The 18250-nt window shown below is 73.4% G+C and carries 11 protein-coding genes, 3 tRNA genes and 1 pseudogene; 7 read left to right on the top strand and 8 right to left on the bottom strand.

Going from position 1 to position 18250, the window contains the following annotated elements; translation table 11 throughout:
• Positions 1-364 precede the first annotated feature (364 nt).
• The 3 genes from ACIRSU_RS34700 to ACIRSU_RS34690 all read left to right on the top strand — a co-directional run bounded on the left by ACIRSU_RS34700 (position 365) and on the right by ACIRSU_RS34690 (position 1623).
• Positions 365-721 (top strand): hypothetical protein, encoded by a 357-nt coding sequence (locus tag ACIRSU_RS34700; protein WP_403801009.1) that lies wholly within the window; start codon positions 365-367, stop codon positions 719-721.
• A 223-nt stretch (positions 722-944) separates the two neighbouring features.
• Complete coding sequence (locus ACIRSU_RS34695) at positions 945-1559, top strand: bifunctional DNA primase/polymerase (protein ID WP_403801006.1); 615 nt, start codon at positions 945-947, stop codon at positions 1557-1559.
• Positions 1550-1623 (top strand) — tRNA-Lys (locus ACIRSU_RS34690). The genes ACIRSU_RS34695 and ACIRSU_RS34690 overlap by 10 nt, the downstream gene beginning before the upstream one ends.
• A gap of 68 nt (positions 1624-1691) precedes the next feature.
• Here the strand turns inward: ACIRSU_RS34690 and ACIRSU_RS34685 are convergent.
• Positions 1692-2957, bottom strand: a complete 1266-nt coding sequence (locus ACIRSU_RS34685; protein WP_403801040.1) for a M6 family metalloprotease domain-containing protein — start codon at positions 2955-2957, stop codon at positions 1692-1694.
• 367 nt (positions 2958-3324) lie between these two features.
• Here ACIRSU_RS34685 and ACIRSU_RS34680 point away from each other — a divergent pair, with 367 nt between their 5' ends.
• Entirely contained in the window at positions 3325-5277 is a 1953-nt protein-coding gene (locus tag ACIRSU_RS34680) for a putative bifunctional diguanylate cyclase/phosphodiesterase (protein WP_403801003.1), read from the top strand.
• Between the two features lie 104 nt (positions 5278-5381).
• Here the strand turns inward: ACIRSU_RS34680 and ACIRSU_RS34675 are convergent, their stop codons facing one another.
• Positions 5382-7094, bottom strand: coding sequence for a glycosyl hydrolase family 18 protein (locus ACIRSU_RS34675; RefSeq protein WP_403801000.1), 1713 nt, complete (start codon positions 7092-7094; stop codon positions 5382-5384).
• 241 nt (positions 7095-7335) lie between these two features.
• Complete coding sequence (locus ACIRSU_RS34670) at positions 7336-8433, bottom strand: LLM class flavin-dependent oxidoreductase (RefSeq protein ID WP_403801037.1); 1098 nt, start codon at positions 8431-8433, stop codon at positions 7336-7338.
• A gap of 364 nt (positions 8434-8797) precedes the next feature.
• On the opposite strand from ACIRSU_RS34670, the gene ACIRSU_RS34665 reads away from it, so the two are divergent.
• Both ACIRSU_RS34665 and ACIRSU_RS34660 read left to right on the top strand, forming a co-directional pair.
• Positions 8798-9556: an IclR family transcriptional regulator gene (locus tag ACIRSU_RS34665; protein ID WP_403800997.1), complete on the top strand. Its 759-nt coding sequence runs from the start codon at positions 8798-8800 to the stop codon at positions 9554-9556.
• Positions 9557-9672: 116 nt separating this feature from the next.
• A tRNA-Lys gene (locus ACIRSU_RS34660) sits at positions 9673-9746 on the top strand.
• Positions 9747-9814: 68 nt separating this feature from the next.
• Here the strand turns inward: ACIRSU_RS34660 and ACIRSU_RS34655 are convergent.
• From ACIRSU_RS34655 to ACIRSU_RS34640, 4 genes are all read right to left on the bottom strand, one after another.
• On the bottom strand, positions 9815-11470 hold the full coding sequence (locus ACIRSU_RS34655; RefSeq protein WP_403800995.1) for an AMP-binding protein: 1656 nt from the start codon (positions 11468-11470) through the stop codon (positions 9815-9817).
• 112 nt (positions 11471-11582) lie between these two features.
• Complete coding sequence (locus tag ACIRSU_RS34650; protein ID WP_403800992.1) at positions 11583-12173, bottom strand: lytic polysaccharide monooxygenase; 591 nt, start codon at positions 12171-12173, stop codon at positions 11583-11585.
• A gap of 168 nt (positions 12174-12341) precedes the next feature.
• Positions 12342-14063 (bottom strand): SPFH domain-containing protein, encoded by a 1722-nt coding sequence (locus tag ACIRSU_RS34645; protein ID WP_403800990.1) that lies wholly within the window; start codon positions 14061-14063, stop codon positions 12342-12344.
• A 1928-nt stretch (positions 14064-15991) separates the two neighbouring features.
• A complete protein-coding gene (locus ACIRSU_RS34640) occupies positions 15992-17443 on the bottom strand; it encodes a peptidoglycan-binding protein (RefSeq protein WP_403800988.1) in 1452 nt (483 codons plus the stop codon).
• A 183-nt stretch (positions 17444-17626) separates the two neighbouring features.
• Here ACIRSU_RS34640 and ACIRSU_RS34635 point away from each other — a divergent pair.
• Positions 17627-17700, top strand: a tRNA-Lys gene (locus ACIRSU_RS34635).
• A 289-nt stretch (positions 17701-17989) separates the two neighbouring features.
• Here ACIRSU_RS34635 and ACIRSU_RS34630 read toward each other — a convergent pair.
• A pseudogene (locus ACIRSU_RS34630) lies at positions 17990-18229 on the bottom strand (class F sortase); the annotation flags it as partial.
• Positions 18230-18250 lie beyond the last annotated feature (21 nt).

Raw genomic sequence — 18250 nt, 5'->3', positions numbered from 1 at the left:
AGCCACGGTGCCGCCGGACGGAGTCCGGCACGCCGCCGGAGGCGGCCGATGAATACAGCCCCGGACGGCTGGGAGGCGAACCACGCGGTGTTGTCACACCTCGCGGAGCACCGGGTGACCTGGACGCCATGAAGCCCTCGCCCCGAGCCGCGATGCCGCCGGACGGAGTCCGGCACGCCGCCGGAGGCGGCCGATGAATACAGCCCAGGACGGCTGGGAGGCGAACCACGCGGTGTTGTCACACCTCGCGGAGCACCGGGTGACCTGGGCCCCTTAGGCAGGCGCCTCCGGCCCTCTTGCCAGGCGCGGGAGAATGGAAGGTGGCCCGGGTGTCCGGGCCGCGTGTGTGAGGAGGAGAGGGATCATGGCGGAATCCGCGGAGCGGAGCGGGCAGCGGCGGGTCAGGCCGGCGCCGCTGATCTTCGAACCGGCCGAGGCTGCCGCCGACCCGGAGCACTTCTTCGACCTGGAGAAGATCGAGGACCCGCGAGAGCTGCTCGCCCGGGCGACCGAGCTGACGCTGGCGTTCCGCACGGCGACGGACCGGGCGATCGAGTACCAGGCGATCGCGGCGGCACAGCTCGCCGACCCGCGCCGGTTCGACCGGCTCACCGCGGCGGACGTGGCCGAGCGGGCGGAGTGGACCGAGGACTACGCCCGCAAGATGATCGAGTTCGGTCAGGACCTGATCCGCACGGGCGGCCGCGACCCGGAGGAGTGAGCCGCGGCCGGCCACCGGCGCCGGGCACCACGGGCAGGCGGCGTCGGCATCGGCATCGGCGTCGAGTGACCGACACCGCGCACCGCCGGCGGCCACCGGCACCGCGCATCCGGTCTGGCCGCGTGGCATATGCCGGGGCGCAAGATACTCCTCCGGCACCCGCCGTGTCCGGATTTCCGGCAACCCGCTGAGACGGCACCGTCACGGCCGGTAGACCTCTGGCATGACGACGTGGCTGAGCGACGAGACGACGGTTCTGTACGACATCTGCCGGCACCAGCCGGCGCGGGTCACCGAGGACGGCGCTGCCTGGCTCGCCTCCGCCACGTCTCGCCCGGGCCCCGCGCTCACGACCTGGGAACAGCACCCCGCCTCCCCCGCCGTACTCCCCTGCGGCACGGTCTTCGACGTGGTGAACGTCGAGCCGACCTTCGGGCGCCGGATGCTGGACCGGCTGTGGGCCGAGGGCCCGGGCTGCGGGCCCGTCGCGATGCACCGGGGCCGGATGCTGCTCTTCGCGGCCCCGGGCACCGCCCAGCGCTTACCGTCCCTGCTCGACTGGGAGGAGTGGGGGCCGGAGGTGCCCCGGCCGCTCTGCCACGGCACCGGCGACGCCGTGACCGTCCCGCCGCTCACCCCGCACGACTCCGCCGGCCCGCGCTGGCTCGTCGCCCCCGACACCCGCAAGCCGTGGCTGCCCGGGCCGGACGTGCTGCTGTGGGCCTGCGTGCGGGCGGTCAGGGCGGTCCGGACGGTTAGGGCGGCCGATCTGCGGGTATCGATTTTTGCTTCGCCGGATCCGGATGCTAATGTCTACGACGTCAGCAGGCGCCGCTAGCTCAGTTGGTTAGAGCAGCTGACTCTTAATCAGCGGGTCCGGGGTTCGAGTCCCTGGCGGCGCACAGACGGAAGAAGCCCCTCGCGGAAGCGAGGGGCTTCTTCGTTGTGGGATCGTGCGGCGGTGGCGCGGTCACCGCACCGGCTGCGGGCCGCTGATCCGTACCGTCCACATGCCCGCCTTCGTCCGCCCGTCCACCTCCACCCGGACGCCCGTGCCCGGCACCGTGTACGACTCGCCCTCGCGCAGCGGCGCGTCCGCGAGCGGCGGGTAGACCGAGCGCTCCCAGCACGCCTCGGTGTGCGGGTGGGTGTCGACGACCTCGACGGGTCCGTCGCCGGAGGCCGCCTGGTTGCGGACCCGGTAGAGCAGCACGCCCTCGGTGCAGGTGTCCTTGTCGTTGCCGGTCGCCGAGCGGGCCTCGATCGCGAGGGCGCTGTCCTCACCCGTACGGACCACGGCGAGCCGGGTGCCGACGGTGCCGCCGGCGACGGGGGCGGCGGCGACCGGCTCCAGGCCGACGACGTGCGTGCCCGGACCGCGTACGCACTTCACCTGGGAGCGGTCGAGCCAGCCCAGCTTCCACTTGTGCCAGGCGAAGAGGTCGGGCGCGAGCCCGAACTGGCTGCCCATGACGTCCCAGTCGCCGACGTAGGTGTCCCAGTCGCCCTTGCCGTCGGTCGGCCGGTGGTAGAGGTCGGGCAGGTCGAAGACGTGGCCGGTCTCGTGGGCGAGCACGTTGCGGTCCGGCGGATGGCGCTCGAAGACCGTGACGACCCGCTTGATCTCGGTGCCGTCGGCCTCCAGGGGGCGTTCGAGATTGACCACCTTGGTGGCGTCGGAGTCCACGCCAGGCGCGTCCGGGTCGGCGACCAGATAGACGATGTCGTAGCGCGAGAAGTCGACCGAGGCGTCGGCGGCCCGGATCGCGTCGCGCAGATAGGCCGCCCGGCGCTCGGCGCTCCAGTCCCGCCGTATCGCGTACGCGGCCGAGTCCTGCGGCATCCGGGTCCAGTTCTGCTGCGGGTGGACGCGCAGGCTGAAGCGGCCGTAGGAGGCTCGCTCGAAGAACTCGGAGGTGCCGGGGAAGTGGTCGGCGGCGAGTTGGGCGGGGGTGGTCATGGGGGCGGAGTCCGGGAAGGACAGGAAGATCATGACCGCGTCGAGGGCGCGGGTCGGGCGCGGGTAGGACCCGTTCCAGGTGTCGAGGCCGAGCGAGTGGTGCGCGGCGGTACGGGGCAGGGCGCAGGGGCCCGCCGAGGGCACGGCGACGGCCGGGCCGGCGACCAGGCCGATCGCGGCGAGCGCGGCGAGGGAGGTGAAGGCGGCCGCGCAGGCCCGCAGGCGCGAGCGGCGTACCGGCCCGTGCACTCGCCCGGGTGGCTGCTGACCCTTCACGTGACCCCTCACGTGGACCTCCCGCTCCGGAATGTGCGACACCTCACCCACCTTGTGGTGGTTTGCCGGGTTTCGCACCTTTCCGCTGCCCCGGTCGGGTGAGCGGGACCCGCCGGGTCGACGCGACACGTGCATGCGTCAGCTCACGGAAAGTCACATTCGGTCAGGCCCTCGCCGACCCGTGTCAGACCCGCGCAGAAACGATCGGGCGGAGGGTCCGGGTGGGCAGCCTCACAGCCTGCCGGAGGCCCGCGACGGGCCTTGGAGCTGGAACGGCGCCCCGGCCAGCCTCTATGATCGGCACACTTTCCTTGGCCGATCATTCCGACCACATCTGTACGGCCCGAACGCACTACGGGAGCGAGCGGTGAGCGGAACCCCCGAAGGACCAGTGCACCCGTCGGCTGAGCCGACGCTCACGGAGAGTCACCCCCCGGCAGCGGAATCCGAACTCCGGGACCCCCGCGACTCCCGACTCCGCGACCCCGACCCCGTCGACCCCGACCGCGACCGCGACCGCGACTCCGAACTCCGGGACTACCGCGCCGCGTTCAACGCCGCCCGGATCGCGATGGCCATGGTCGACCGGGACGGCATCGTCCTCGCCGCCAACGACTCCTTCGGCACCCTGCTCGGCACCGAGGCCGCCGCCCTGCGCGAGCAGGCCGCCGCCGACCTCGTCGACCTCGGCTCCGACGGCCGCACCTGGCACGCCTACCGCGAGGTGCTGAGCGGCCGGCGCTCCCGCTTCCGCTGCACCCGCCGGCTCAAGCACCCCGACGGACGCTCCCTGTGGGCCGAGGTGACCGTGGCGCCCGTGCCCGACAGCGGCCGCGTGCTGCTGTCGGTCGCGGACATCAGCGACCGGCGCGAGCTCCAGGCCCGGCTGCGCCACCTCCAGATGCACGACCCGGTCACCCGGCTGCCCAACCGCACCCTGTTCTTCGAGCGGTTGACCGCGGCCATCGAGAGCGCCGCCGTCGAGAGCGCCACGGCCGGCGGTCCGGAACCGGCTCCGGACCGGTCGTACGAGTCATACCAGTCGTACGGGCATGGCAGAACAGGGCGGATCGGCATCTGCTACCTGGACCTGGACGGCTTCAAGGCGGTCAACGACACCCTCGGCCACCGGGTCGGCGACCGGCTGCTCGCCGCCGTCGCCGGCCGGCTCACCGAGTGCGCGGACGGCTACGGATACACCCGCAACGGCGGCCATCTGGTGGCCCGGCTCGGTGGAGACGAGTTCGCGATCCTGGTCGAGGACTCCACCGGCACCGAGCAGTTGGCCGACCTCGCGCAGTCCGCGCTGACCGCGCTCCAGGAGCCCTTCGACCTGTCCGGGCAGCGGCTCTCGGTCTCCGCCTCCATCGGCGTCGTCGAGCGCCCGGCCCAGGGCTCCTCCGCCACCTGCCTGATGCAGGCCGCGGACACCACGCTCTACTGGGCCAAGGCCGACGGCAAGTCGCGCTGGACCCTCTTCGACCCCGAGCGCAACGCCCACCGGATGACCAGGCAGGCGCTCTCCTCCACCCTCCGACCGGCCATCGAACGCGACGAGTTCGCGCTCGAGTACCAGCCGCTCGTCGACCTCGCCGACGGCTCGGTGCAGGGCGTCGAGGCCCTGGTGCGCTGGCACCACCCGCAGTTCGGGGTGCTGACGCCGAATCGGTTCGTCGGCATCGCCGAGGAGGACGGCTCCATCGTCGAGCTCGGCCGCTGGGTGCTGCGGACCGCCTGCCGGCAGGCCCGGCAGTGGCAGAAGGACCACCCGGGCGACCGGCCGATCTTCGTCAGCGTCAACGTGGCGGTCCGCCAGGTCTGGGACTCCGACCTGGTGGCCGACGTCGCCGGCATCCTCGCCGAGACCGGGCTCGCGCCCCATCTGCTCCAGCTCGAACTCACCGAGTCCGCCGTCATGGGCTCGGCCGGCCGGCCGCTCCAGGCCCTCCAGGCGCTCAGCGACATGGGCGTGCGGATCGCCATCGACGACTTCGGCACCGGCTACTCCAACCTCGCCTACCTCAGCCGCCTCCCGGTCTCCGTCCTCAAGCTCGACGGCTCCTTCGTCCGCGGCTTCCAGGACGAGGCGCACGCCAACCCGGCCGACGAGCTGATCGTCGAGGCGCTCGTCCAGCTCGCCCACCGGCTCGGGCTCACGGTCACCGCCGAGTGCGTGGAGACCTCGGGCCAGGCCGCCCGGCTGCGCCGGATCGGCTGCGACACCGGACAGGGCTGGCTCTACTCGCGGGCGGTGGCCCCGGAGCGCATCGCCGACCTGATCGGCGTCGCGCCCCTGCCCGTGGAGCCGCTCCCGGCGTAGCCCGTACTCGTCCTACCCGTACCCGTACTGCAGGCATGGAACTGCCCCCGGCCGGAGGGACATTCCGGGCGAGGGCAGTGGTTCTCAGGGAGACGGTACGAGGGTCAGCAGGCGCCGAGGTCCTGCCAGACGCCCCACTCGCCGGTCGTGCCCGGCTCCTCGTTCTGCGTCCACCACTTGGCCTTCCAGTTGTGGCCCTTGTGGGAGACGGTCTGACCGCCGGTGTAGACCTGGCCGGCGACGTACGCCGGGGCGGTGCAGCTGCCACCGGTCGGCGTGGGGGTCGGGGTCGGCGTCGTGGTGGTCGGGGACGGCGTCGGCTGCGTGGTGGGCGGCGTCGTCGGCGGGGTCGTCGGGGTGGTCGGCGAGGAGCCGACGGCGTCGACGATCTGGTTGAAGAGCGTGGCGTTGGCGTCGAGGCCGAGCAGCGAGTACATCATCGCGCCGGCGAGGCCGCGCTGGTGGGCGTAGTCGGCGCGGGCCTGGATGGTGCGCTTGTCCAGACCGGTGAAGAACTCGCCGTCCTTGTAGAAGTAGGCGGACTTGGCCTGGTCGTCCCAGAAGGTGGTCGCCGGGTTGTCGACGATGCCGCCGAGCTCCTTGTAGTACGCGATGCCGGCCGCCTGGCTGAGCGGGCGGGCGGCGGAACCGCCGGTGGCGGTCTGGGCGAGGCCGTTGGTGGTGCCGGCCGGGACGCCCTTCCAGCCGCGGTAGTAGAACTCGTAGCCGAGGGTCAGCTTGTTGGCCGGGAAGCCGCCGGTGATGCCGTAGGCGGGCTTGCCGTCGAGCCAGGAGTCGATCGCGTTGTGGATCGAGTACTTCTCGGTGCCCGGCTTGATGACGTCGGTCGGGTCGTTGCTGCCGGAGTACAGCGGGGACTGGTGGTACGTCGGCCCGTCGCCGTCCCAGGCGCCGTGCATGTCGTACGTCATGATGTTCGCGTAGTCGAGGTACGCGCCGATCTTGTCCGTCTCGATGTTCCTGATCTTGTCCTGGCCGGCCGGCAGCGCGGCCGTCAGCAGGTACTTCTTGCCGCCGTGCGCGGCGCCGTACTCGTCGAGCTGCTTGCGGAACTCGGCGAGGAGCAGCGTGAAGTTCTGCTTGTCCTCGGGGGCGTAGTGGTTGCCGAGGTGGCCGTCGGGCGAGCCGGGGTACTCCCAGTCGATGTCGATGCCGTCGAAGATGCCGGCGGCGGTGCCGGGGCCGCCGAAGCCGCCCTCGACCGGCAGGTCGCCCTGGATGTACTGCTTGATGCAGGAGGCGACGAACTTCTTGCGGCTCGCGTCGGTCTTGGCCGCGTCCGAGAAGTACTTGGAGTAGGTCCAGCCGCCGATCGAGATGTTGATCTTCAGCTTGGGATGCTTCGCCTTCAGTTCCTTGAACTGGTTGAAGACGCCCACGATCGGCTGGTCCCACTTGTCGGCCACGCCGTCGACGCTGTCCGCGGCCGAGAAGGACTTCTGGTAGTCGGCGTACGAGTCGCCCGCACCGTCACCGGCGCTGGGGTTGGCGTCGTCACCCGCGGCCTTGTTGGCCTCGAAACAGGTGAGGTCGGTCGGGTGGATGTTCCCGAACGAGTAGTTGATGACGTCCAGCTTGGCCGCGATACCCCGCTCGTCGAGCTGCTTGGGGTAGAAGGCGTTCCCATACACGCTCCACTGGTCGTAGTACGCGATCTTGACGCCGCCGGTGGACGCGGCGGCGGTGGCGGCGGTGTCGGCGGCCTGCGCGGAGCCGAGGCCGGCGGTCGCGGCGAGGGCCCCGGCGGCGAGGGCCGAGCTGAGCAGGGCGGCGAGGAGTGGTTTGCGGGGGTGCACGTGCGGCCTCCGGGAGGGGTGGCGGTACGGAAGTTGGAGCAGTGATATCCGCCGCGTGAACAGCACGTCAATGGTCTGAACCAGATTGAGGACTAGACCAATTGCCGGAAGAAAGCCCTTGTCAGAGACGTGCAGCACAACGAAGAACCGCTCGCCACCGTGCGTGACGAGCGGTTTAAGGCTCCCTTAGGCTTCCCCGGCCCGTCGGTTCGAAGCGGAACCAACGGGCGGGAAATTCCGCTTACCCGAGCTCCGGCAGGCCGTACGCGTCGGCGATCAGCTCGTAGCTCCGCAGCCGCGCGTCCCCGCCGTGCGCGTTCGCCGTGAGCATCAGCTCGTCGGCGCCGGTGCGCTTCTGCAGGGCGTCGAGGCCCTCCCGCACCTCGTCCGCCGTGCCGTGCACGACGTTCCCCAGCCAGTCGCTGACGAACTCGCGCTCCGCGAGGCTGAATTCGTACGCCTCGGCCTCCTCCGGCATCGGAATGAGTCCGGGCCGGCCGGTGCGCAGCCGCAGCATCGACAGGGCGCCGGTGAGCACCTGCCGGCGGGCCTCCGCGGCCTCGTCGGCGGCGAGCGCGGAGACCCCGATCAGCGCGTACGGCGCGTCGAGCACCGCCGAGGGGCGGAAGGACTCCCGGTAGAGGTCGAGGGCCGGGACTGTGTTGCGGGCCGAGAAGTGGTGCGCGAAGGCGAAGGGCAGGCCGAGCAGGCCGGCGAGCCGGGCGCTGAAGCCGGAGGAGCCGAGCAGCCAGACCGGCGGGCGGCCCTTCGGGCCCTGCACCGGACCGGGCACGGCGTGGATCCGGGCGTACGGATGACCGTCCGGGAAGTCGTCGTCGAGGAAACGGGTCAGCTCGGCGAGCTGCTCCGGAAAGTCGTCACCCTCGTGGAGCGTCTGGGTCCGGCGCAGGGCGGCGGCGGTGGCGCCGTCGGTGCCGGGCGCGCGGCCGAGGCCCAGGTCGACCCGGCCCGGGGCGAGGGCCTCCAGGGTGCCGAACTGCTCGGCGATCACCAGCGGGGCGTGGTTCGGCAGCATCACGCCGCCGGAGCCGAGCCGGATGCGGCGGGTGTGGGCGGCGAGGTGGGCCAGGATCACGGCGGGCGAGGAGGAGGCGACGCCGGGCATGGAGTGGTGCTCGGCCACCCAGTGCCGGTGGAAGCCGCGGCGCTCGGCGAGCCGGCTGAGCTCGACGCTGGTGGCGAGCGCCTGGCTCGCGGTCCGTCCCTTGCCGACGGTGACCAGGTCCAGTACGGACAGCGGTACGGGCGCGGTGCCGCGCACCTCGCCTCGGATCGCGTCTCCGGGAATCGCGTCTCCTGGAATCGAGTCTCCGGGAATCGCGTCTCGCGTCGTGTCGTCGCTCACCGTGGGGCCTTTCAGACATCAGTGGACGGGGTGGGATCCAGCGGGGTCCGGTGAAGGGAGTTAACTGGAGGCGGGCTCCGCTTATTCCCTCCGAGCGGCTCCGCCGAAAAAATCTTCACGTCCGGAACAGCATCGAACGGCCATCCGGACGGCCTCCCGCACGGCCCTGACCTCAGCCTCTCCGGCAGGGCTGTGACCATGGCATATGCCAGAGTGGCGCGCCCCAGCCCAGGGCCCCTGAGCGCCGAATCATTCTCGCCAACAGCCGCCCCGTGGCGGGGCCTTGGCGGCTATCGTGGTACGGAAGCTTGCGGTCACAACCTGGTAGGGGGAAACCGTGGCGCTGAAGCCCGAGCCCACCGCGCCGTTCCACTCGGTGCAATACGCCCTGCGCGTGCTTGAGACGGTCTCACGGCACGGTGGCGGGGTGACGGACGTGCAGATCGCGCGGGAGACCGGTCTGCCCGTCGCCCATCTGTCGTCCATGCTCCTGATGCTCCGGCGCGAGGGATACGTGGAGCAGGTCTCCGACGGCGCCTATGTCATCGGCGACTCCCTGGTCCTCCTCGGTTCCGGCGTCACCCGCCGCGAGGCCCTGGAGCGCAAGCTCCAGGAGACGCTCACCGAGCTGCGCGACTCGGTCGGCGCCGCCGTCTACATCAGCCGGTACATCGACGGCGAGGTGAAGATCACCCAGTTCGCCGACGGCCCGCGCACCCCGAAGGTCAACGAGTGGGTGGACTTCCGCTCGGCCGCCCACGCCAGCGCGGTCGGCAAGTGCCTGCTCACCCAGCTCGACCAGAACGGGCGCCGCGACCACCTCGCCCGCCACAAGATCGCCCGGCTGACCTCCCGGACGATCACCAACGAGAAGATCCTCTTCTCCAAGCTGGACAGCCAGCCGCCGACCGTCCCGATGCTCGACCTCCAGGAGTACGCGGTGGGCACGGTCTGCGCGGCGGTGCCGCTGACGGCGGGCTCGACCGTGGGCTGCCTGGCCCTGTCGCTGCCGATCGAGCACGCACACCGGCTGCGCTCGGCGGCGGACACGCTGAACCGGCGGGCGGCGCCGGTGGTGCTGTCGCTGGCAATCTAGAGCGATCCAGGCCACTGCAGGGCGAGTACAGGGCGATCCGCTGGGCGATCCGGGGACTGACAGCGAGGTGGTCACGAGCACCCCTCGGGACCAGGTAGTATTTTCTCTGTCAGCAGGCGCCGCTAGCTCAGTTGGTTAGAGCAGCTGACTCTTAATCAGCGGGTCCGGGGTTCGAGTCCCTGGCGGCGCACAGACAGAGGAAGCCCTCTCGCGAAAGCGAGAGGGCTTCCTTGTTTTTCCGCCCAGTGGTCATGCGGGTCAGCCGGGGAAGGGCCGGCCCTGCTCCTCGTACGCCCGGCGGAGCGTGTCGCGAGCGGTATCGGTGAGGGGCTCGTACGGGGCGGAGGGCGCCGGGCGCCACCAGACCGGGTCGGGGCCGCCGAGCCCGGCGCGGCGCAGGGCGACCCGGTGGATCTTGTTGGTGGCGGTCAGGGGCAGCTCCGGGACGACCCGGACGTAGGTCGGGGGCATCTTGGTGCCCAGGTCGCTCTGGTCGGCCAGGAAGTCGGCGAAGGCGGCCGGGTCGAAGACGGCGCCGGGACGCAGAGCGAGCGCGGCCATGACCCGGTCGCCTGAGACGGGGTCGGGTAGCGCGTAGACGGCGACACCGGCCGCGCGTTCCCAGCGGGCCAGGATGTTCTCGATCATGGCGGCGGCGAGGTTCTCGCTGTCGACGCGCAGCCGGTCGTCGGTGCGGCCGGCGAAGTAGAGGAAGCCCTCGGCGTCCCGGTAGAAGAGGTCGCCGGTCCAGTACCAGCCGTCGCGCAGGCGCGCGGCCTGGGCCTCGGGGTTGCGCCAGTAGCCCTCGAAGGGGCTGCGACCACGGTTGACCAGCTCGCCGACGGCCTCGTCGGCGTTCAGCAGCAGGCCGGTGGCCGAGAACCGGGCCGGCGGGCACTCGCGCCGGGTGGCGGGGTCCACCACGGCCAGGTCGTCGCCGGGCGCGGCCCGCCCGATCGCACCGGCCGGTGTGCCGGGGCTCCGCTGGATCGCGGCCCCGCCCTCGGAGGAGCCGTACCCCTCGACGAGCCGCACCCCGAACCGCGCCTCGAAGCGGGCCGCGTCCACCGCGCCCGCCTCCGTGCCGAAGCCGAGCCGGAGGCGGTGGTCGCGGTCGTGGGCGCTCTCCGGGGTGGCGAGCAGGTACTGGACGGCGCGGCCCACGTAGGTGAAGTAGGTGGCACCGAAGCGGCGCACGTCGGGCAGGAAGCGCGAGGCCGAGAAGCGGGCGCGCAACGCGATCCCGGCGCCGGCGGCGAGCGCGGGCGCCCAGTCGGCGATCACGGCGTTGCCGTGGAACATCGGCATGCAGATGTAGTGGGTGTCCTCCGGCCGGATCGAGAAGTGCGCCACGAGCGAGTCGCCGGCGGCGGCGAGCCGGCCCTGGCTGCACACGGCGGCCTTGGGCGCGCCGGTGGAGCCGGAGGTGAAGGAGAGGAGGAAGCGGCTGTCGGGGCGGGCGGGCCGGAGGAAGCGGTCGTGCGGGGTGGCGGTTCCGTAGGGGGCGAGCAGGGCCTCGTACGCGTCGGTGTCGGTCACCAGGATCCGTACGCCGGGCAGCGGCAGCCCGTCGAGGAGCGGGAGGTGGGCACGCTGGGTGACCACGAGGCGGCAGTCGGTGTGCCGGATGTCCCGGGCCAGCTCGGCGCCGCGCCGGGTGGGGTTGATCCCGGCGACGGCGGCCCCGGCGAGGGCCGCCGCGCCGAGCCAGAGCGGGTACTCCGGAGTGTTGTCGAGCAGCAGACCGAGGTGCGGCTCGCGCCCCGGCCGGTCGGGCATCAGCTCCGTGAGCAGGGCGGCGCGGGCGGCGGCGCCGGCGGCGACCTGGTGGTGGGTGAGGGTGGTGCGCTCGTCCCTCAGTCCGGTCCGGTGGTCGTGCCACTGGCGTCGTACGAGTTCCGCGACGGTCCTCATGGGGCCGGATGCTAGCTGACGTCACGTCAGATGAGGAGGGTTCCCGCGGGCCCCGCGGACCCGGCGGGTTCTGCGGGTTCTGCGGGCCTCGGAACCGACCTCGGAACGGGCCTCAGAACTGGACGTCCGAGCACGCGTAGAAGGCGTTCCCGGTGTCCGCGATCGTCCACACGGCGAGGATCAGGTGGCGGCCGGTCTTGCCCGCCGGGACGGTCCCCGTGTGCGAGAGCGTCGAGGGTGGCTGCTGGCCGCCGTAGGGGACGACCAGGAAGGGCTGGGGGTCCAGGTCGGCCCTGGTCAGGGCCCTGGTGCCGGTCCAGCCGTTCCTGGTGATGTAGTAGCGGAAGTCCGTGGTCGCGTGGCGGGCCGTGAACTGCCAGCGGAAGGTGTAGCTCTGGCCCGCGGTGAGCCTGGTGGTGGGCCAGGCGCCGGCCCGGGCGTCGTCGAGCTGCGCGAAGCGGGAGTTCCCGCCGGCGCAGATCCTCCCGTCGGCGGGCCCGGCGGCCGGGAAGCCCTTGGGCCCCTCGACCGACTGCGGCTCCCACTGGATGTCGCCGCAGTTGGTCACGGTGCCGTTGGCGCAGAGCTTCTGCCGGCTGATCGGCGAGTCGGTGTAGCCGTGGCCGCTCGCGCTGGTGGTGGCGAGGAGGGAGGCGGCGGCGACGCCGAGCGCCACGGCCGCGATCCCTGTCTTCTTTCGCATGCTGTCGCTCCAGGAGAACGTGGGGAGTTCTGTTGGGCTGTGCTGCACGCGTGCGGGTGGGGGTTTCGAGCCGTCGGCTCTAGGTCTAGACCAAGCTCCAAGGTAGGGACGGAAGTTGGCCATGTCCATACCGACGGCGACGGTACGGGAGCGGGACGCGCCGCTGGGTCAGGCGCCCTCCCCGGGGGCGGTACGGCCCGTGTAGAACGCCACGGTCAGGTCCTTCACCAGCGCCTTCTTCTCGTAGTCGTCCAGCTCGACCAGACCACGGGAGGTCAGCCGGTGGACCACGTCGTCCACCGCGTCCACGACCGAGGTCAGCACGCTGTCCCGGTGCTTCGCGTCGAGCGCCGCGATCCGGCTGCGCCGCATCGCCGCGGCGACCTCGGGCGCGTACTCGATGCGCGTCGGCTGCGCCGAGAACACGTCGATCCCGACCGGCGCGCACTCCGCCGACAGCATCCGCGTCAGGGCCTCGCCGACCGCCTCCGAGTCCCGCAGCGTCGGCGCGTCCTCGTGGAACGCGTCCGCCGGCAGCTGCGAGAGGACCCGCGCCATCGCCGCCTCCACCTGCTCCCTCAGGTACTCCTCGTGCCGGTCCACGCCGAGCGCCGCCCGGACGGTGTCCCGGATCCGCCACACGACGAGGACGACGACGTTCAGCGCGGTGCCCTTCGCGTCCACGGCGGGCAGCGGCTCACTGCGCCAGTGCCGCAGCCGTACGTCGACCCGGCGGCGGAGCAGCAGCGGGCTCACCCAGAGCAGCCCCGTGCGGCGCACGGTGCCGCGGTAGTCGCCGAAGAGCGTCAGCACGAGCGCGTAACCGACCCGGCCGCGGCCGAGACCGCCCAGGAAGAACAGCGCCAGGACGACGCCGAGCGCGAGCAGCGCCCACTGTCCGAGCGGGATCCCGCTGTACGGCCGCACCGGCAGCCGCAGCATCCGCGCGAGCTCACCGGGCACGGCCCCGGTCCACCACACGATCGCGGCACACCCGAGCAGCGCGACCGCCCCACCCACCACCCCGACCCACCCGGCCAGCACCGGCCCCGGCCGCTCGACGAGCTTGGGATCGGCGGTGGGCGCGGGACGGTTGCCGGGGGCCGGGGTCGGCCGCGTGGGCGCGGGAATGCCAGGCTTCTTCGCCGCCGCCGTCGCCGCCGTTGTCTTCGGTACGGGCACGGTGGCCGGCCCCCCGTCGTCGCCGCCCCCGTCCGCCTCGTCCCGGAACAGCAGATGCACCGGGATCGAGCCCGTGACCTCAGTACCGATGACGGTACGGCGCCGGGACTGGGACTGGGGCTGGGGCTGGGGCCGTGGCTGGGACTGAGCAGTCGCGCTCGCGCGGGGCGGCACCTCGGTGGTCGCGGCGCCGGGAACACCGGCGATCCACCCGCGGTCGACGGCATCGTCGGCGACGGGGTCGGCGGCGGCCGCGCCTTCCGGGCCTGTGGCGATGGAGGCTGCGGGGTGGCTGGGGTCGGGGGCGGGAGCGTGGGCTGCGGTGACGGGGGCGGCCGAGTGGCCGGGGCCGGTTGCGAAGGCCTGTCCTGGGGTGGCGGACGCCGGGGGGCGGCCGGGGTCGGGGGCGGGAGCCTGGGCAGCGGCTGCGGACGCGGCCGGGCGGCCGGGGGCTGAGGCGGGAGCCTGGCCTGCGGCGGCGGACACCGCCGGGCGAGCCGGGGCAGAGGCGGACGCCTGGCCGGCGGTGACGGACGCCGCGGGGCCGCTGCGGTCGGGTGCGACGGCCTGGCCTGCGGCGACGGACGGCGCCGGGCGGCCGGGGTCGGAGGGGTGTGCGGGCGCGGGACCGGGGTCCTGCGGCGCCGGAGCGGCGGAAGCGGCGCCGGGCGTCGCCGAAGCGCGGGCCGGTGCCGGGTCGGTGGCCATCGGGGTGCGCCCTGGGGCGGCTGCTGTGCCTGCCGGGCGGGGCGCCTCGGGAGAACCGGGTGCGGCTCCATGGTCGCGGCCAGGGGTGACGCCGGTCGGCGAGCCCGCGGCGGACGGCGCACCAGTGGCGCGAGCCGGGGCTGCGGAAGCCGCAGCGGGAGCCGGATCGGTGGACGCCGACGGACGCCCCCCGCTGCCTGCGCCTGGCGGACGACGGTGCGCCTGCGTCGAACCGGAAGCAGCTCCGTGGTCGCGTCCAGGGCCCGAGGCGGTTGCGCCTGCCGGGTGGTGCGCCTGCGGCGAACCAGGAGCGGCTCCATGCTCGCGTGCCGGGCTGATACCGGTCGGCGAGCCCGCAGCGGACGGCGCCTCGGCCGCGCGAGACGGGGAAGCGGGAGCGGCACCGCGGCTCGGCGCCGGATCGGTGGACACCGGCGGACGGCCCGAGGCCGCTGCGCCTGCCGGGCGGTGAACCTGCGGCGAACCAGGAGCGGCTCCATGCTCGCGCGCCGGGCTGACACCGGTCGCCGAGCCCGCAGCGGACGGCGCCTCAGCGGCGCGAGCCGGACCCGCAGTGGGCGCCTGAGGCGCATCGGAACCGGCGGGCGGCGGCGCGGAGCGCCCGAAGTCGGTACCAGCGGAAGGAGCGCTCGCGGTGCGAGGGCCCTCCTGGGGCGGCTGCGGCGACCTTGCACCGTCCGCGCCGGCGCGCGTCAGGCCGGGGTTCTGCTGTTCCGGCCGAACGGCGGCGCCGGCAGGGGCGGGTGCGTTGCCGAAGCCCTCCCCGGCCGCCACCGGAGCGGTAGGCCCTGAGCCACTGCTGACCGCCGTGGCCGCACCGGACGGCCCGCTGACTGCCTGGGCCGCCGCGGGCCCGAGGCTGGACGGGCCGGGAACCGCCCCGCCGGATCCGGCGGTACTCCCCGGCCCGGCCGCCGAGCCCGCGCCGCCGACAGGGTGGGCGGCCGGACGCCCGGAGGCAACCGAACCGGAGTCCGCGCCCGCTGCGGGCACGGAAGTCTGCCCCGGGTGGGACGCGAGACCGGGGCCGCCCTGCCCGGCTCCGGCAGGTGCTGGGTGACCGACGTCGGGCGAGCCCGGCGACGTGCCGGACGCGGACGCAGGCCCTGGGTAGGGCGGGAGACCGGAGCCGCCCTGCCCGGGTGCGGCCGGAGCCGTGGGCCCGGCGCCACCGCCGGCCACCGATCCCGCGCCCAACGGCCCGCTGACGGTCCCGGCCGCCGAGGGCCCGAGGCCGGATGCCGGGCCAGGGTCCTGTCCGGCGCCGGCCGGCGCCGGGTGTCCGAGCCCGGACGAACCGAGCGGCTGCGCCGCCGAGCCGTCGGCCGCGCCGGCCTGCGACCCGCCGTCGTGCCCGACGGTGGGCCCGCCCGTACGGGAGGTTCCGCCGGGCGCGAGGCCGGGCCCCGTCGGTGCAGCCCCAGAACCGGCGACCGGAGCCGTCTGGTGTCCGCGGCCTGCCTCAACCACCCCTCCTCCAAGGGTCGCTGACGACACAGCAGACGACCTGCCCGGAACCTCCGGCGCACCGGCACCGCCCTGGAGGCTCGCCCCGCCCACAGGCGCACCCGACCACGCCTCGGCACCGGCACCGGGCTGAAGGCCCGCCCCAACCGCGCCCGCCGCAGCGAGCGGCGCCGCTCCCCCACCCTCAGGCGCGCCCGGGACCACACCCGTGCCCGCCAGCGCACCCGCGCCCGCCGGCGCGCCGGCACCGTCCACCGGGGTGGGCGCGCCCGGCGCAGCTCCCCCACTCGCCCCCGCACCCGGCGGCCCCGCAGGGCGTAGGCGGCCGTCGGTGAGGCGGCGGGCGGTGCGGGCTGCGTCGCGGGTGGCGGCGGGGCCGGAGTCGGAGGGGGTCGGGGGGGTCGATGGCGTCATTCGGTCGTCACCTCATGTTCTCGGGGTCATCGGAAAAGGCGCCGCCAGGTCTCCGGGCCCGGGTAGCCGTCGGCCGCGCCGCCGCGCCAGCCCTGGGCTCGCTGGAAGGACTCGACGTTGCGGCGGTCCGCCTCCGTCCACCGTGGACCGGGGCCCGACGTGTAGTGCTTGCCGTAGCCCCGCTTCACGAGTTGTTTGCCCAGCTTCTCCACATATGCGTTGGATTGCCCTGGACGGAAGTAGCCACGCCCGGGGAACCCGCTCGCAGATGCGCTCGATCCGCCCGAACCACTCGAACCGCCGATGCCCCTGCCCTGCCCCGTCACGAGCAGCGCCCAGGTCTGCGGCCCCGGCAGCCCGTCCGCCTCGACGCCCTGCCAGCCCTGAGCGAGCTGGAACGCCTGCGTGGCCCGCCGGTCCGCCTCGCCCCAGCGCGGCCCGGGGCCCTGGCTGTAGAACTTCGCGCCGCCGCGCGCGACGAGCAGCCGGCCGAGCTGGGTGACGTACGCGTTGTTCGCGCCCGGCCCGAACATCGCCGCCCCCGGGAACGGGGTCGACACCGCCCCGGACCCCGGCCCGGACTCGCCCCCGCCGCTCACCACGCCCTTGTAGCGGTACGCGAGGTAGCGGTCCGAGTTCTCCCAGTACGCGAGCGGCGTCGCCTGCTTCCGCGTGTGCGGCTTGGTCTGCTCGTACGCGATGTACGAGGCGTGCGTGTAGTCCGTCCACCCGCCGAAGATCGTCACGTGCGAGCCGCGCGTCGGGTTGTCCGGGTTGTGGAAGAGCAGGATGTCGCCGGGCTGCAGGTCGGCGCGGTCGATCCGGTCGGCGAAGCGGTCGAGGCTGCCGGTCCACTCGTTGGAGCGGAGGTTCCAGGCCATGGAGATGTAGCCGGAGCAGTCCTGGCGGTAGCCGTCCGTCCAGTACCGCTCCATCGAGTACGGGACCGCCGCCGTGACCCACGCCTTCGCGCGGTTGATGATCTCCGCCCGGGTGGTCTTCGGCAGGGACTGCGCGGAGATCTGACTGGTCGTCGGGTTCGCTCCCGGGGAGGGCGCCGATCCCGGGCCGGGTGATCCGTGGAGGGGGCCTCGACCGCCCTGCGGGGTCTCGGGCCCGGGCCCGGTGGCGCTCTCCGAGACGGCGCGGCCCACCCCGCCCTCGGTCGCCCCCGCCAGTTCCGCCGCCCCCACCGCTTCCGCGGCCCCTACCGCCCTCGCCGCTTCCGCCGCCCCCACCACCCTCGCCACTTCCGCCGCTCTCTCCCCCTCCGCCGCCCCCGCCGCTCCCGTACCACCGGCCCCCAGGGCCACCCCCGCCGCCGTCACCAGGACCAGCGCCCTGCGCGCGCCATGGGCCGCCGGGTGGCCGCCCGCGCGCACCGGCAGGCCCAGGGCGAGGTCGCGCCGCTGCCGGGCGCAGCCCGCGCAACCGCAGTCGGCCGCGGGTTCGATTTCTTCGAAGACCGGCACACTCATGCGTTCCCCTCCACACTCGTCAAGATCTTTTGGCGCTCCTGCACGGGCGTCAGTGTCTCAACTGTCTGGACAAATCGCATTTTGACGGATCGAAGGCCCAATACGACCATCCGACAGGCCGGGCGGGACCGGAAATGGTCAGGAGCACCGTCCGGGGTCCTGTAGAGTTATCTCTGTCAGCAGGCGCCGCTAGCTCAGTTGGTTAGAGCAGCTGACTCTTAATCAGCGGGTCCGGGGTTCGAGTCCCTGGCGGCGCACGCGAAGACTGAGGCCCTTCACCATCAGGTGAAGGGCCTCAGTCGTGTCCGGTCTTCCTTTACAGTGAGCGGAACCCGACCTCCCGCAGCGGCTCCGGGCTTCTCCCGCGGTCCGTGAGCCCGCGGTCGAGGACCGGACCCGGCCGGCGGCCGGTGGGTTCCACCCCCGCCTGCCGGGTCCGGGTCGCCAGCCCCGCCGCACGCCGCCGGACCCCCGCCCATCAGCCTCACCGCACGCCGCCGGACGCCCGCCGGCCAGCCCCGCCCGACGTCTCTCGACCCGCGCCGCTCACTTCCGTACGCCGGTCACACCGGTCGGATACGCCGACACCACCACGTTCGCGCCGTACGCGCCCGACTTCCGGTCGACGCTGCCGCCGCAGGTGACGAACCGCGGCTCGGCGCGCCCCGGCAGGCGCGGCCCGCACGCCCGGCGCGCGTCGAAGCCGTCCCGCGACAGGACCTGGACGTCGTCGGCCGTGAATTCCGCGACACGTCCGTCCGAACGGGTCACGGTCACAGTCGTGCCGGCGGTTCGCCCGCATCCCGG

The organism is Streptomyces sp. NPDC101160 (assembly GCF_044768205.1).
GTDB lineage: Bacteria > Actinomycetota > Actinomycetes > Streptomycetales > Streptomycetaceae > Streptomyces.
This window is presented reverse-complemented; position numbering and strand designations above follow the sequence as displayed.